The 13,749-nt window shown below is 30.8% G+C and carries 18 protein-coding genes and 1 tRNA gene; 1 reads left to right on the top strand and 18 read right to left on the bottom strand.

The genetic code is table 11. The annotated features are described in order from the left end of the window. Window positions 1-216: 216 nt before the first annotated feature. Complete coding sequence (locus tag CW731_RS07830) at window positions 217-1,743, bottom strand: GH3 auxin-responsive promoter family protein (RefSeq protein WP_100946203.1); 1,527 nt, start codon at window positions 1,741-1,743, stop codon at window positions 217-219. 183 nt (window positions 1,744-1,926) lie between these two features. Here CW731_RS07830 and CW731_RS07825 point away from each other — a divergent pair, with 183 nt between their 5' ends. Further along, window positions 1,927-2,271, top strand: coding sequence for a hypothetical protein (locus CW731_RS07825; RefSeq protein ID WP_100946202.1), 345 nt, complete (start codon window positions 1,927-1,929; stop codon window positions 2,269-2,271). Window positions 2,272-2,361: 90 nt separating this feature from the next. Here CW731_RS07825 and scpA read toward each other — a convergent pair whose 3' ends face one another. The 17 genes from scpA to CW731_RS07745 form a co-directional block, all read right to left on the bottom strand. Continuing rightward, the gene (gene scpA / locus CW731_RS07820) at window positions 2,362-4,425 is read right to left on the bottom strand and encodes a methylmalonyl-CoA mutase (protein ID WP_100946201.1); all 2,064 of its coding nucleotides are present in this window, start codon (window positions 4,423-4,425) and stop codon (window positions 2,362-2,364) included. Continuing rightward, window positions 4,418-4,738, bottom strand: coding sequence for a hypothetical protein (locus CW731_RS07815; RefSeq protein ID WP_100946200.1), 321 nt, complete (start codon window positions 4,736-4,738; stop codon window positions 4,418-4,420). Before CW731_RS07815 ends, scpA begins: the two co-directional genes overlap by 8 nt. 19 nt (window positions 4,739-4,757) lie before the next feature. Continuing rightward, complete coding sequence (locus CW731_RS07810) at window positions 4,758-6,110, bottom strand: methylmalonyl-CoA mutase subunit beta (RefSeq protein WP_100946199.1); 1,353 nt, start codon at window positions 6,108-6,110, stop codon at window positions 4,758-4,760. Then, the gene (locus CW731_RS07805; protein WP_100946198.1) at window positions 6,110-6,424 is read right to left on the bottom strand and encodes a septum formation initiator family protein; all 315 of its coding nucleotides are present in this window, start codon (window positions 6,422-6,424) and stop codon (window positions 6,110-6,112) included. The genes CW731_RS07810 and CW731_RS07805 overlap by 1 nt, the downstream gene beginning before the upstream one ends. Window positions 6,425-6,426: 2 nt before the next feature. Then, on the bottom strand, window positions 6,427-7,032 hold the full coding sequence (udk, locus tag CW731_RS07800) for a uridine kinase (RefSeq protein ID WP_100946197.1): 606 nt from the start codon (window positions 7,030-7,032) through the stop codon (window positions 6,427-6,429). Window positions 7,033-7,102: 70 nt separating this feature from the next. Then, on the bottom strand, window positions 7,103-8,104 hold the full coding sequence (locus tag CW731_RS07795; protein ID WP_100946196.1) for an NAD(P)H-dependent glycerol-3-phosphate dehydrogenase: 1,002 nt from the start codon (window positions 8,102-8,104) through the stop codon (window positions 7,103-7,105). 169 nt (window positions 8,105-8,273) lie between these two features. Further along, window positions 8,274-8,347 (bottom strand) — tRNA-Thr (locus CW731_RS07790). 254 nt (window positions 8,348-8,601) lie between these two features. Then, the gene (locus CW731_RS07785) at window positions 8,602-9,906 is read right to left on the bottom strand and encodes a deoxyribodipyrimidine photo-lyase (RefSeq protein ID WP_100946195.1); all 1,305 of its coding nucleotides are present in this window, start codon (window positions 9,904-9,906) and stop codon (window positions 8,602-8,604) included. After that, the gene (locus CW731_RS07780) at window positions 9,903-10,370 is read right to left on the bottom strand and encodes an SRPBCC family protein (protein ID WP_100946194.1); all 468 of its coding nucleotides are present in this window, start codon (window positions 10,368-10,370) and stop codon (window positions 9,903-9,905) included. The genes CW731_RS07785 and CW731_RS07780 overlap by 4 nt, the downstream gene beginning before the upstream one ends. 1 nt (window position 10,371) lies before the next feature. Next, window positions 10,372-10,833: a TspO/MBR family protein gene (locus CW731_RS07775; RefSeq protein ID WP_100946193.1), complete on the bottom strand. Its 462-nt coding sequence runs from the start codon at window positions 10,831-10,833 to the stop codon at window positions 10,372-10,374. 4 nt (window positions 10,834-10,837) lie between these two features. Further along, window positions 10,838-11,011 carry a Lacal_2735 family protein gene (locus CW731_RS15570; RefSeq protein WP_157812205.1) on the bottom strand — a complete coding sequence of 58 codons (174 nt, stop codon included), beginning with the start codon at window positions 11,009-11,011 and terminating at the stop codon, window positions 10,838-10,840. 5 nt (window positions 11,012-11,016) lie between these two features. Next, window positions 11,017-11,490 (bottom strand): glutathione peroxidase, encoded by a 474-nt coding sequence (locus tag CW731_RS07770; RefSeq protein WP_198519867.1) that lies wholly within the window; start codon window positions 11,488-11,490, stop codon window positions 11,017-11,019. A gap of 5 nt (window positions 11,491-11,495) precedes the next feature. Continuing rightward, window positions 11,496-12,179 carry an SDR family NAD(P)-dependent oxidoreductase gene (locus tag CW731_RS07765; protein WP_100946191.1) on the bottom strand — a complete coding sequence of 228 codons (684 nt, stop codon included), beginning with the start codon at window positions 12,177-12,179 and terminating at the stop codon, window positions 11,496-11,498. Window positions 12,180-12,185: 6 nt separating this feature from the next. Continuing rightward, window positions 12,186-12,401 carry a hypothetical protein gene (locus tag CW731_RS07760; protein WP_087520715.1) on the bottom strand — a complete coding sequence of 72 codons (216 nt, stop codon included), beginning with the start codon at window positions 12,399-12,401 and terminating at the stop codon, window positions 12,186-12,188. 81 nt (window positions 12,402-12,482) lie between these two features. Then, window positions 12,483-12,707, bottom strand: a complete 225-nt coding sequence (locus tag CW731_RS07755) for a hypothetical protein (protein WP_100946190.1) — start codon at window positions 12,705-12,707, stop codon at window positions 12,483-12,485. A gap of 2 nt (window positions 12,708-12,709) precedes the next feature. Further along, the gene (gene folE, locus CW731_RS07750; protein WP_100946189.1) at window positions 12,710-13,402 is read right to left on the bottom strand and encodes a GTP cyclohydrolase I FolE; all 693 of its coding nucleotides are present in this window, start codon (window positions 13,400-13,402) and stop codon (window positions 12,710-12,712) included. A gap of 65 nt (window positions 13,403-13,467) precedes the next feature. Beyond that, on the bottom strand, window positions 13,468-13,737 hold the full coding sequence (locus tag CW731_RS07745) for a TIGR03643 family protein (protein WP_100946188.1): 270 nt from the start codon (window positions 13,735-13,737) through the stop codon (window positions 13,468-13,470). Between the last annotated feature and the right edge of the window lie 12 nt (window positions 13,738-13,749).

The raw sequence follows: 13,749 nt of genomic DNA, 5'->3' as shown, positions 1-13,749 counted from the left end.
ATAAATTGAAAGCGTCCCTAATTAGAACCATCTCTTTTAATTCATAGAAAAATCTATCTCAGTTAAAAAGCACCTAATTAATTTACAAAACTATTTTAACTTACAATTGAAGTGTGATATTTACTTTTTCAATTTTCACTGAAATTTTGTTATATTTTACGATCTTTTCTTCTGTGATAGGATTTTTATTAACTATTGTTTTCATTTTTTTTATTTCTATGAATTCTGATTAACAAATTTTTCCCAATCTGCAAATTTATCTTCTTTCATAACACGTTCCATTTTTACTTGGCCACCTTTTTTCTTATTGCTATCATTCCAATCATGAAATTTTTCAACAGGAATTACAGTTACTTTTACACCTTTTAGAGCTTTACTTCTAGCAACTTTATAATTTTTATTAGCATTTTTTAGAAAATCATCTAAAGCTGTTACAATTTTGTTATTATCCTCCTTCATTTCTGTTCCTAAATACCAAGAATGATAAAACTCACCATCTTCAAATCTTTTTGCACAAATGGTGTATTCTGTAATTTGGGTAGAAAATCTTTCTTCTAAATTTTTAATGGCATCATCCATTTTATTAACAGATAATTGAGAGCCAACAGTGTTTAAAAAGAATTTTGTACGCCCTGTAATTTTAATTTCAGCTCTTTCTACATCTGTAAATTCAATAGTATCACCAATTAAATATCTCCAAGCACCACTAACTGTACTTATAATTAAGATATAATCTGTGTTGGTTTCTACTTGCTCTAATGTAAGCGAAGGGGCATTTTGTTTAATAGAGCCATCTTCATTTATGTAAGCAGGATTCATCGGAACAAATTCAAAATAAATGCCATTATCGGTATTCAACTGCATCGCATCTGTCTCTGGTCTTATTTGAGTTGCTATATAGCCTTCAGAGGCTAAATAGGTGTCAATCACAGTAACAGGTTTTCCTAATAATGCTTTAAAACTTTTTTCATAAGGCCCAAAAGCAACACCACCAGAAGTGTAAACTTGTAAATTTGGCCAAATTTCATGAATATTTTCTAAATTATGGAATTCAATAACTTTTTGCATCATCAGTTCTATCCAAGCAGGAATTCCGCTTAGAGCACCAATGTCCCAAGTTTTAGCATTTTCTGCAATGTGCTGTACACGTTCATCCCAATCTTCAATTTTTGAAATTTCCTCGCCAGGTTTGTAATACCCTTTAAACCAAAAAGGAATGTTACTTGCGCTAATTCCGCTAATTTCTCCTTCTAAATGATCGTCTTTCTCGGCAAGATCTGTAGAACTACCTAACATCATAATATCTTTTTCAAAGAAATCTGCTGGTAAATCAAAATTATTTAGAGCAGTAACCTGCTTAATACCAGAACTTTTTATAGCAGCAATCATTTCATCTGTAACAGGAATTTTTTTACTTGTTCTCCCTGTTGTTCCAGAGCTTAAAGCAAAATAAGAAGGATTACCAGGCCACGTTACATTTTCTTCACCATCATGAATTTTATGCCACCATTTTTCATCTAAAGAATTGTAATCGAAATAAGGAACCTTATTTGCAAATGAGGTCTGTAAATCATCATCTAAAAGAATTGTTTTAAAATTATAAGCTTCCCCAAACTTCGTGTCTCTTGCAGTCTCTAATAAATTTTTTAAAACCTCTTTTTGAGACTCTAGATGATTTGCTTCTGAAGAAAAGGTACCTGTTAAAGTAATAATTCCCTTAATAATATTTCCTAAAATTGCCATAATCTTGTTATTTTACACAAAACTAAGTAATTAATTATTTTAAATTTATCGCTAATAAAACTAAAGTTAACTCAAATAAGATATTTATAAGAAGCTCTTTCTATTTGAGCTCATTTTAATAGGGATAGGAGTAAAACAAGATAAATAAAGACCTTAGATTGTAATAAATTTAAAACTCATATTATGAATAACAATGAAAGTACTAACGAATTAGATTTTATAAGAAAATATGAAAAATTAGGCTATGTAAATAGTTATAGAGTTAAAAATGATGTTTTAATTGAAACTAAAACTGATACGGGGTACACGCCATTCGGTATTAAAGTAGTTGCAAAACATAGGTATGAAGGGAATAGTGATCCTTCAGACATGTCTATATTATATGTCATAGAAACCAAAGATGGAACAAAAGGAACAATTTTGGTACCTTTTGGAAATACAAACGAAACGGAAGCATTAGAGTTTTTTAACAAAGTTCCTGAAGAAAATTTTTCAGAATCTGAAAACATTATGTTTCATAATAAATAAGAGGTTATTTAATTAAAAAAGAGAAATTTCGATGGAAGTTTCTCTTTTTTAAGTTAAATATATTTTTTGAATAGGTGAAAAATAATTTAATTATTCGACAACGCTATCAATTAAAATAGTTAACATATCTATAGCTGCTTGTGCAATTTTGGTTCCAGGACCAAAGATACCAACAGCACCGGCGTCATATAAAAATTGATAATCTTGAGCGGGTATTACACCACCAACAATCACCATAATATCTTCGCGTTCATACTTTTTTAGTTCTGCAATAACTTGCGGAACCAATGTTTTATGGCCAGCTGCTAAAGAAGAGATTCCTAAAATATGTACGTCATTTTCTACAGCTTGCTTAGTAGCTTCTTTTGGTGTTTGAAAAAGAGGACCAATATCTACGTCAAAACCTAAATCGGCATAACCTGTAGCTACTACTTTTGCACCTCTGTCATGTCCATCTTGCCCTAGTTTGGCAATCATAATTCGCGGACGTCTTCCTTCCAATTCAGCAAAGTTGTCTGCTAAATCTTTAGCTTTTTTAAATAATGGGTCTTCTTTTATTTCTTTACTATACACGCCAGATATGGTTTTATGAACTGCTTTGTGTCTGCCAAATTCAATTTCTAGAGCATCAGAAATTTCACCTAAAGTAGCTCTGTTTCTTGCTGCTTTTACAGCTAGATCTAGCAAATTTTCTTTACCAGATTTCGCCGATTTTGTAAGTGCTAACAAAGATTTTTTAACGTCCTTATTATCTCTATTCGCTTTTAACTCGTTTAACCTTTCAATTTGAGAATTACGAACGGCTTCATTATCGACTTCTAAAATATGTAAAGGGTCTTCTTTTTCTAATTGATATTTATTTACACCAACAATAACATCTTGTCCGCTATCAATTTTGGCTTGTTTTTTTGCAGCAGCTTCCTCAATTCTCATTTTCGGAATTCCTTTTTCAATAGCTTTCGTCATTCCGCCCAGTTTCTCAACTTCCTGAATTAATTCCCAAGCTTTATTGGCAATGTTTTCTGTTAATTTTTCTAGCTGGTAACTTCCCGCCCAAGGATCTACTGTTTTTGTAATATGTGTTTCTTCTTGCAAGTAAATTTGTGTATTTCTTGCAATTCTTGCAGAGAAATCTGTAGGTAAAGCAATTGCTTCATCTAATGCATTTGTATGTAAACTTTGTGTACCTCCAAAAGCAGCAGCCATAGCCTCAATGGTAGTTCTTGCAACATTATTAAAAGGATCTTGCGCTGTTAAAGACCAACCGCTTGTTTGGCAATGTGTTCTTAAAGCTAAAGATTTTTGATTTTTAGGATTGAATTTTTTCACAATTTTTGCCCACAACATTCTTGCTGCCCTTAGTTTCGCAATTTCTGTAAAGTGGTCCATTCCTATGGCCCAAAAAAAGGACAATCTTGGTGCGAAAGAATCAATGTCCATTCCTGTATCAATACCTTTTTTAATATATTCTAAACCATCTGCAAGTGTGTATGCCAATTCAATTTCTGCAGTTGCACCAGCTTCTTGCATGTGGTAACCAGAAATAGAAATAGAATTAAATTTCGGCATTTTATTACTAGTATATTCAAAAATATCAGCGATAATTTTCATGGAAGGAGCAGGTGGGTAGATGTAGGTGTTTCGTACCATAAATTCCTTTAAAATATCATTCTGAATAGTTCCTGAAAGAGCATTTAGAGAAACCCCTTGTTCTTCTGCAGCAACAATATAAAAGGCTAAAATGGGCAAAACGGCACCATTCATAGTCATCGAAACAGACATTTTATCTAATGGAATTTCATCAAACAAAACCTTCATGTCTTCCACAGAATCTATTGCAACACCAGCTTTACCAACATCACCTTGTACGCGTTCATGATCCGAATCATAGCCTCTATGCGTAGCCAAGTCAAAAGCTACAGAAAGTCCTTTTTGACCCGCTTCTAAGTTTCTTCTGTAAAAAGCATTACTTTCTTGTGCAGTAGAAAACCCCGCATATTGTCTAATTGTCCAAGGTCTTCTAACATACATTGTTGAATATGGTCCCCTTAAATTAGGCGAAATACCGGCAACAAAATCTTCATGAAGAAGAGATTCTTTTGAAGTTTTATTTTTATTAGAAAGCGATATGTTTTTAATAGATTTTCTACTCATTTTCTAGTTTCATTAAACGATATAATTTTAATCCAATAGTTTTAGATAATTTCTCTTTTCTTTTAATTTTTCTTTGACTGAGATAAAAATAAGTTACACAAATAAATAATGTGAATAGAGAACTAGTTGTAATAAAATTTAAAGTTCCTCCAAAATAGCTATAAACTTTACTTTCTAATAGAAAAACAACAACAAACATTAAAAAAATAAACCCAGTTAAATAAACAGGAATAGAATCGTTAATTTTTTTAATTTCTTGTTTTAGCATTTTTTGTTTTTGCTGATGTGCTAAAATTTCTTTGTTTTTACTCACTTTATATTTTTAACATAAACTATTGCTCATTTTTCAATCTTTTCTTTTCAATATTTTCAGAAAGTCGTTTTCTAATAATTGGAGGAAATAATGTTTTAATATTTCTTTGTTTTACAAAAGGATCTAATTCTAGACTTCCTTTCATAAAATTTTCTTTATTGGGTTGTAAATTGGTGCCTAATAAAATTAATTCATTATCATTAAATTGTGCTTCTTCTTTAGTTGCATTTTCTTTTATTTTTCTTTGAATATTGCCTTCTTTTAATTGTTTTAGAAAACCACCACCTTTTTCTATTTGTTTAAATATAATTAAAGCTTTTTCTGCCATTTGTTCTGTAAGAGATTCTATGTAGTAGCTTCCTTCAGCAATGTTTTGTGAATCTTTAAATCCGCTTTCTTGTTGAAGTATCAACAACTGATTTCTGGAAATTCGTTCACCAAAACCATTACTTTCTGCATAAATTTTATCATAAGAAATGTTAGCAATTGTGTTTGATCCTCCTAAAATAGCACTCATACATTCAGAAGTTGTTCTTAACATATTTACATTATAGTCGTAAATAGTTTTATTTCTTGTAGAAGGTTGTGCAAAAATATGAGCTTCAATATTTTCAACCCTATATTCAATTAAAAGAGACTCCCATAAGATACGAAAAGCCCTTAACTTCGCTATTTCATGAAAATAATTACTACCAACAGAAAATTGAAAATGAATTTTACTGGCACTTTCGGCTCCAAAATAATTTAAATATTCATTTGCATGTGCTAAAGAATATGCCAATTGCTGCACTATGTTTGCACCTGCATTTTGATATAAATCTCCAGATACTGAAATGGAGTTTTCTACGTATTCGACTACATTTTGTAATTTACTATAATCTTCCTTTAAATTTACAAACCAATTACCATCTTCTGCAAGATTTCCTATAATATCTATTTGAAAAAAGCACTTATTAGAATTTATATATTTAGAGATTTCATTTATAAAGAGATCGTCTAAAAAATCGAGTTTAAGGTAAATTGTTAAAGATTTGAAATCTATTTCATTTAATAAAACAGTATAATCAAATTTCTTTTTTGCTATAAATTGAATGGCAGTTGCACCTCTTTCTATAGCATCTAATGTTAAAGTATTTGCTTTTTTTTCATCAGAAACAATAATTGTTTGACAAATTTTAAAATCTTCTCTAGGAGTATTTATTTTGTAATGAGTTCTATCTTCTTTGGTGTAAAAAGGTTTTATAGTAATTCCTTCATTCGTTTTCGAGAGTAGCGTTTCATTATAATCAGCACCTTTTAAATCTACTTGAATTTTTTGTTTCCAAGCAGTTGGAGATGTTCTTTCAAATTCACTAAACAGAAATTTACTCATTATTTTATGGTATCAAATTCTATAATATAAATATCTTCGTTTTCTTTTTTCATTAAATATTGTTCTCTTGCAAAACGCTCTAACTGCAAAGAATCGTCTAACTTTTTAATGGTTGCCTTGTCTTCTGCTATTTTTGTTTGGTAAAAAGAAATGGTGTTTTCCAAATCTTTAACTTCTTGGTTAAATTTTCTATGAACCAAATAAGAGTTTTCATCAAAAAATAGCATCCATATTAAAAATGGAATAAAAATTAAGACAAAAGTGTTTGTCAAAACTTTAAAGAATCTATTCTTTTTTAAGGTATTAAAAGACATGGCTATAAACGTTCATTTATAACAGTTCTAACAATATCTATAGCGACATTATTAAACCTATCATTTGGTATAATTAAATCTGCAAAATTCTTCGTTGGTTCTATAAATTGTTGATGCATAGGTTTTAAGGTGGTTTGGTATCTACTTAGAACCTCATCCATATCTCTACCTCTTTCTGTAATGTCTCTTTTTAACCTTCTAATTAGACGTTCATCTGTTTCTGCATGCACAAATATTTTAATATCAAATAAATCTCTTAATTCTTTATTATTAAATATTAGAATTCCTTCCACAATTACCACTTTTCTTGGGTGTGTTTTTATGGTGTCTTTTGTTCTGTTGTGAGTTACAAAAGAATATACTGGCTGATTAATATTGTTACCAGCCTTTAATGCTTTTAAATGTCTAATAATCAAATCGAAATCGATCGCTCTTGGATGATCAAAATTAATCTTAGCTCTTTCTTCATAAGGCAAGTTCTCTGTTGCGTTATAGTAAGAATCTTGAGAAATCACACAAACTTCATCCGTTGGTAATTGTTTAATAATTTGATTTACAACGGTCGTTTTCCCACTTCCTGTTCCACCCGCAATTCCAATAATTAGCATAAAAAATTATATTTTTGATAAAAAATTCGCATAAATGAGTAAAGATATTATAAAAATGTAAATTTAAAGACTATCCGGGTTCTTTTTCAGAACCAACTTCGTGCGTAATTAAATTCTTATAGGCGTCGAAGACCGTATTTCCTTCATACAACACTTTATAAACTTCTTTAGTTATGGGCATGTCTACATTGTAATCTTTCGCTAACTCCATTACTACTTTAGTTGTTTTTACGCCTTCTGCAACTTCATTCATACTGTTAATAATAGCTTCTAATTTTTTTCCTTTTCCTAATTCGAAACCCACATGATGATTTCTACTTTTAGAGCTAGAACAAGTAGCAACAAGGTCTCCTAAACCAGTTAAACCGGCAAAAGTTCTTCCTTTTCCGCCCATTGCAGTCCCTAAACGGGTAAGCTCAGAAAGGCCTCTTGTAATTAAAGCAGAACGTGTATTATCTCCAGCATTAGCGCCATCTCCCATTCCACATGCAATTGCCACTACATTTTTTAAGGCTCCTCCTAATTCACTTCCAATTACATCTGTATTTGTGTATACTCGAAATAGGCCAGAACTAAAAACAGTTTGTAGCTTTTTAGCAATTGTTTTATCTACCATAGAAATTACTGCAGCAGCTGCTTTACCAGAAATAATTTCTTTGGCAAGATTAGGACCTGTTAGAACTCCAGCTGGGTGACCAGGCATAATTTCTTCAATTATTTCTGTCATTCTCATTTTAGTTGAAGTTTCTAATCCTTTTGCTAAACTAACAATAGGAACCCACGGTCTTATAAAGGGTTTTGCTTCTAATAAAACGGCCCTAAAATGTTGAGACGGAATTCCCATAACAATTACATCTGCATTTTCTACAGTTTCTTTTATGGAAGTAGAAGCTTTTAATCCTTTGTGAAGTTTAGCATTGGGTAAATATTTTTCATTAGAATGTTTTTCATTAACTTCTTTTACAATTTCAATATTTCTTGCCCATAGAGTTGTTTCACTATTCTTTGCTGTTAATGAAGCAATAGTCGTTCCCCAAGAACCACCACCTAATAAACCAACTTTAAGTTTCATGTTTTTTTTGTTTTAATAAAAGGATTGATGTAATGCAATATAATGAATTTTGGCTACTTTTTGTAGTGATTTTAGTTGATAAAACTAAGAGGCACTGATGAGCTATTCTCTTACTTTATATGAATAAAAAAAGTCTCAAAAAATAAATTTTGAGACTTTTAATAAATAGAGCCGATGGAGGGACTCGAACCCACGACCTGCTGATTACAAATCAGCTGCTCTAGCCAGCTGAGCTACATCGGCTTTTGTTTTTCGGTGCGCAAATTAAACACAAAATAAGAACACAACCAAACTTAAAACGTTTTTTTTTGCATAAAAAAAACTTCAACCTAAATTGAAGCTTTTTCGTCAAGAAATAATAATTTTACATCGAATAGAAAAATTACAAATTTGTAGTATCTCTATCTTGTGTTTTTAAAACGAAAACTTTTGTTATTTGTTATCTTCAGTTGGTTTTTAATTAAAATATTAAGACTAGCTAGGGCTTAATTACATCTTTAATTTAAAGCATCCTTATAGGCGAGTAAACATCTTTCTCTTGCTTCTTTATGGTCTACCATTTCTTTAGGGTAAGTGAGTTCTTGGAAATCTGGAACCCATTTTTTTATATATTCTAAATTTTTATCAAATTTTTTAATTTGAGTTGTAGGGTTAAAAATTCTGAAATAAGGAGCAGCATCTACACCAGAACCCGCAATCCATTGCCAATTACCAACATTGCTTGCCATTTCATAGTCGTGCAGTTTTTCCGCAAAATAAGCTTCTCCCCATCTCCAATCTATCAATAAATGTTTGCACAAAAAGCTACCTGCCAGCATTCTAACTCTATTGTGCATAAAACCAGTCTGGTTTAATTGACGCATTCCTGCATCAACAAAAGGATACCCTGTTTCTCCGTTACACCATTTTTTAAATTCCTCTTCATTATTCCTCCATTCAATTCTATCATATTTCGCTTTAAAAGAGTTTTTTGATGTATGAGGGAAGTGCCAAAGAATTTGCATAAAAAATTCTCTCCAAATTAATTCTTGCCAAAAGATTTCGTTTTCTTCAGTAATTGCTTTTTCTACCATTTTTCTGATACTAACGGTTCCAAAACGTAAATGTGGACCTAGTTTAGACGTTGCGTCTTGTGCAGGAAAGTTACGGGTGTCTTCGTAATTTTGAACAAGTGATGGCGTAACTGTGTATGCTTCTATTTTTTGATTGGATTTTGTGAAGCCAATATCAGTCAAACTTAGATTTGGTAATTCTTTGTTTTTTACCAAATTCTTTAAAAATGAACTTGTGTAATGAAAGTTTAAATGAACGCTTTTAAATTTCTCTTTCCAAACTTTCATATAAGGTGTGTAAACCACATAGGGTAATCCATCTTTTTTTACAACTTCATTCTTTTCGAAAATTACTTGGTCTTTAAAGGTTTTAAATTCAATATTATTTTCATTTAATAATTGTTGAATGTCTTCGTCTCTTTTCTTTGCATACGGTTCATAATCTCTATTTGTAAAAACAGTGTTTATGTTGTATTTTTCTATTAATTGTTGATATACTTCTAACGGATTCCCTTGAAAAATTGCAATACTACTTTCATTTACTTCCTGTAAGGAAGCGCGCATTTTCTGCAACGTTTCATGTATAAAAGTAATTCTAGCGTCGTCTTTCGATAGTTTTCTTAGAATTTCTTTGTCAAAAATAAAAATAGGTAAAACAGGAGTTTCACTTTTTAAAGCATTGTAAAACCCTACATTGTCATCTAATCTTAAATCTCTTCGAAACCAGAAAATATTTATGGTTTTTTTCATTTTTTATACTCGCCAAAAAGTTCAATTAATTTTTTCTGTCTATAACCAAAAATTTCTTCCAGTTTAGGTTTCACTAAAAACGGATGTACCATTTGACCTAATATTCCCAAAGGAACTTTATAGTCGATAATGTCTTCCAATTCTACACCACCCTCAATTTCTTTTATAAAATGCTTGTGATGCCAAAGCGCATAAGGTCCGTACATTTGCTCGTCTACAAAATATTTCTTTTCTTCTATATGCGTAATTTCAGAAACCCACTTTGTCTTAATACCTAAAAGAGGCGTTACAATATATTGAATGATTTGTCCGGTGTACAAAGGTCTATCTATGTTAGACACGATGTCGAAACTCATGTAATCTGGTGTAATTTTTTTTAAATTTCTTGGGTTGGATAAAAACTCCCAAGCTTCATCTAAAGAAATTGGTAATTGCTGTTTTTTGTGAAGCGTGTATATTTTCATTTTAATTATGGACTAATATATAAAGATTTAAAGAAGTTGCAATACACAACCAAATCATGTAAGGCAGCAATAAATACTTGTAATTATTTACTTTATCACTCCGTTTAAAATAGTAAATAAAGAGGAGAGACGTTAACAATACAATGGTAATTAACCCAAACAAGACCATATGTTGATTGAAGAAAATAAAATTCCAGCTTACATTTAGCACAAATTGAAAAAGAAAAATGAGTTTATTTTTTCGCGTATTTTCTTGGCTAAAAAGTTTTCCTAAATAAATAGAAAAGCAAATCATAATCAATGTCCATGCAATACCAAATACAATACCTGGTGGTGTCCAAGGAGCTTGGTTTAGGTTTGTGTACCAATCAGAAAGCGGTCCATTGTTCATTAACCAACTACCAATTGCTAAACCTCCAAAATTAATAACTAGAAAGAGTATTGTTAGTTTTAGCTGCTTCATGTTTTTATTCTTTTTTCTTTAGAACTTCAATTTGGTTTAAGATATCATCTGCTTCTTTGTACTTTGTATCACTATCGGTTCTATTAATAGATTGAAGTTTATAAGCCTCTTCCATTACTTTTTTATATTTTTCTTGAAGTTTGTCAACCTCAGATTTTTTCTTGAATAAACCAAACATAGCTTTTATATTAAATATTTTGTAATTTTTGAACTTGATGGTTTTGTGATTGAAAAGTAATAATCTACTAACTTTCCTTCAGGCGAAACCAAGTATTTTTGAAAGTTCCATTTTACGGTAGAACTTTTTGTGCCATTTAAACTTTTATCTGTCAACCAAGTGTATAAAGGATGTTGATTATTTCCTTTTACATCAATTTTTTCTGTCATTAAAAAAGAAACACCGAAATTAACTTTGCAAAAAGCTTCTATATCTTCTGCCGTTCCTGGTTCTTGACTTCCAAATTGATTGCAAGGAGAACCAATAATAATTAAGTTTTCTTTGTGTGTTTGATACAATTCCTCTAATTCTTTGTACTGTGATGTAAAGCCGCATTTAGAGGCTACATTTACAAAAAGAATATATTTATTACGATACTCGGATAAGTCAATAGCTTTATTTTGTAAGCTATTGATATTGATTTTATAGATATCTGTCATTTTTTTTAGATTTTGAAACTTACAATTCCACAATCGAGTTCAAAAATTTGACCTGAGATGGAATTTGCTTTTTCGGATATAAGAAAAGTAGCTAAATCTGCAACTTCCTTTGGTTTTAGAAACTTTTTAAGCGGGTGACGTTCGGTGATATTTTCTATCATCTTTTCATTTCTTAAAAGCTTAGATGCTAAATCTGTTTCTGTAACAGTTGGTGCAATCGCATTTACGCGAATTGTTGGTGCTAATTCTGCGCCTAGAGATTTAGTTAAACCTTCTACGGCCGATTTTGCAGCGGCAACACTTGCATGATATGGCATGCCTAATTTTGCTGCTACTGTACTAAATAATAAAATAGATGGGTTTTTTCCGTTTTTTAATTTTGGAAGATATTGTTGAATTGCTTTTACAGCACCCACAACATTTATTTCAAAATCGTCTCTAAAATCGTTTAATTTTAGTCTCGAAATTGGTTTTAAATTAATGCTTCCAGGGCAGTAAATTAAAGTATCTACTGCCTCGATTTCTGGTAAGTCATCTGTAAGAATGTCACAATTATAATGAGTTAGATTAGCGTGAGAAAGCAACGGAGCAGTTCTACTAATGTTTACAACTATATTTTTAGTTATTAAAGATTTTACAATTGCTTGTCCAATTCCTTTGCTTCCTCCAACTATTACTATTTTTTTCATATGCTTTTAAGGTCTTCCTTTCAAGCGTTTTTCTATTTTTTGCTTTACAGCAGTTAAACGCTTCATTTGATCCATTATTTCTAGATCTTTTTCTACTTTATATACTTCGTTTAGCTCTAAAATAAGTGCTTTTACCTCTCTAGATGCCACAATTCTATCACTCGTTGTCTTAAATGAGAACTTTCTATGTTCAAATTCTTCAGCTCTTTCTAATAAATTCATTCTATTTATCTTGTCTTTATTTTATAATTTTTCCAATATAATTATAAAACTTAGATAAGCAATAGAAATCTGAGTTTATTATTAAGCTGTTAAGGGCTTTCCTTTCAAACGTCTTTCAATTCTCTGCTTAATTACAGTCAATCTTTTCATGATATCCATAATTTTAGCATCTTTATTTTCTTTATATACTTCGTTTAAGCTTAGAATTAAGTCTTTCGCTTCTCTAGCTGCCATAATACGGTCGCTAGTTGTTGGGAATCTCTTTTTTCTGGTTTCAAACTCTAAAGCTTTTTCAATTAATTTCATACTTAATAGTTTAAGGTGTTTTGTAATTCAGTTATTTTTTCTTGGTTGTTAAATTTCCCACCAAAGTAGGAAGTTACTGTAGAAGAAGTGTCATCTTTAATTCCTCTAGAAGATACACATAAGTGTTTTGCGTCTATAATAACTGCAACATCTTCGGTGTTTAAAATAGCTTTTAATTCTTCTGCAATTTGGTTTGTTAAGCGTTCTTGCACTTGTGGTCTCTTTGCGTAATACTGTACAATTCTATTTAATTTAGATAAACCAATAACTTTTCCTGAAGATATATAAGCAACATGTGCTTTGCCTATAATTGGTACAAAATGGTGTTCGCAATTAGAATAGAAAGTAATATTTTTCTCTACCAACATTTGGTTGTACTGGTATTTGTTATCAAACAACGCAACTCTTGGCTTATTCGCTGGGTTTAATCCAGAGAAAATTTCATCAATATACATTTTTGCAACTCTTTTAGGAGTTCCTTTTAAGGAGTCATCTGTTAAATCTAACCCCATAACCTCCATTATTTCTGAAAATAAAGATGCAATTTTATCTTTTTTAGTTTCATCAGAGAGTTTAAAAGCATCAACTTTCATTGGTGTTTTTAGACCTGTAAATAAGTGATCGTCACCAACTTCTTGGTGAGAAAAACTATTTAACGCTGCTGATTTTTCTTTTGATGTTGTTTCTGTAATCATGTTGTCTTTTTTATGTGCTGTCTTTAAAGTACTCTAGTCTGAAAGCAAAGCACGATTTTTATTTTCTATGTTATAGAGTTGTTTGATATGGATTTTTGTCTTGAACACTTGAACCGGCCTTTTGCAAACGTTCTTAATTTTTCATGTTTTGTTTTTCTTCCTTGCACTCTTTTTCGCCACATTTTAAAGCTTTTTAGCTTCATTTCTGTTCGCATTAGGTTAATTACTTCTTGTTCTTTTAAGCCAAACTGAAATTCAATTGCCTCGAAAGTAGTTCTATCTTCCCAAGCCATCTCTATTACTCTGTCAACTTCTATACCGTTTAAGTGTTTCATAAATAGATTTAA

This window comes from Polaribacter sp. ALD11 (genome assembly GCF_002831685.1).
GTDB lineage: Bacteria > Bacteroidota > Bacteroidia > Flavobacteriales > Flavobacteriaceae > Polaribacter.
This window is presented reverse-complemented; position numbering and strand designations above follow the sequence as displayed.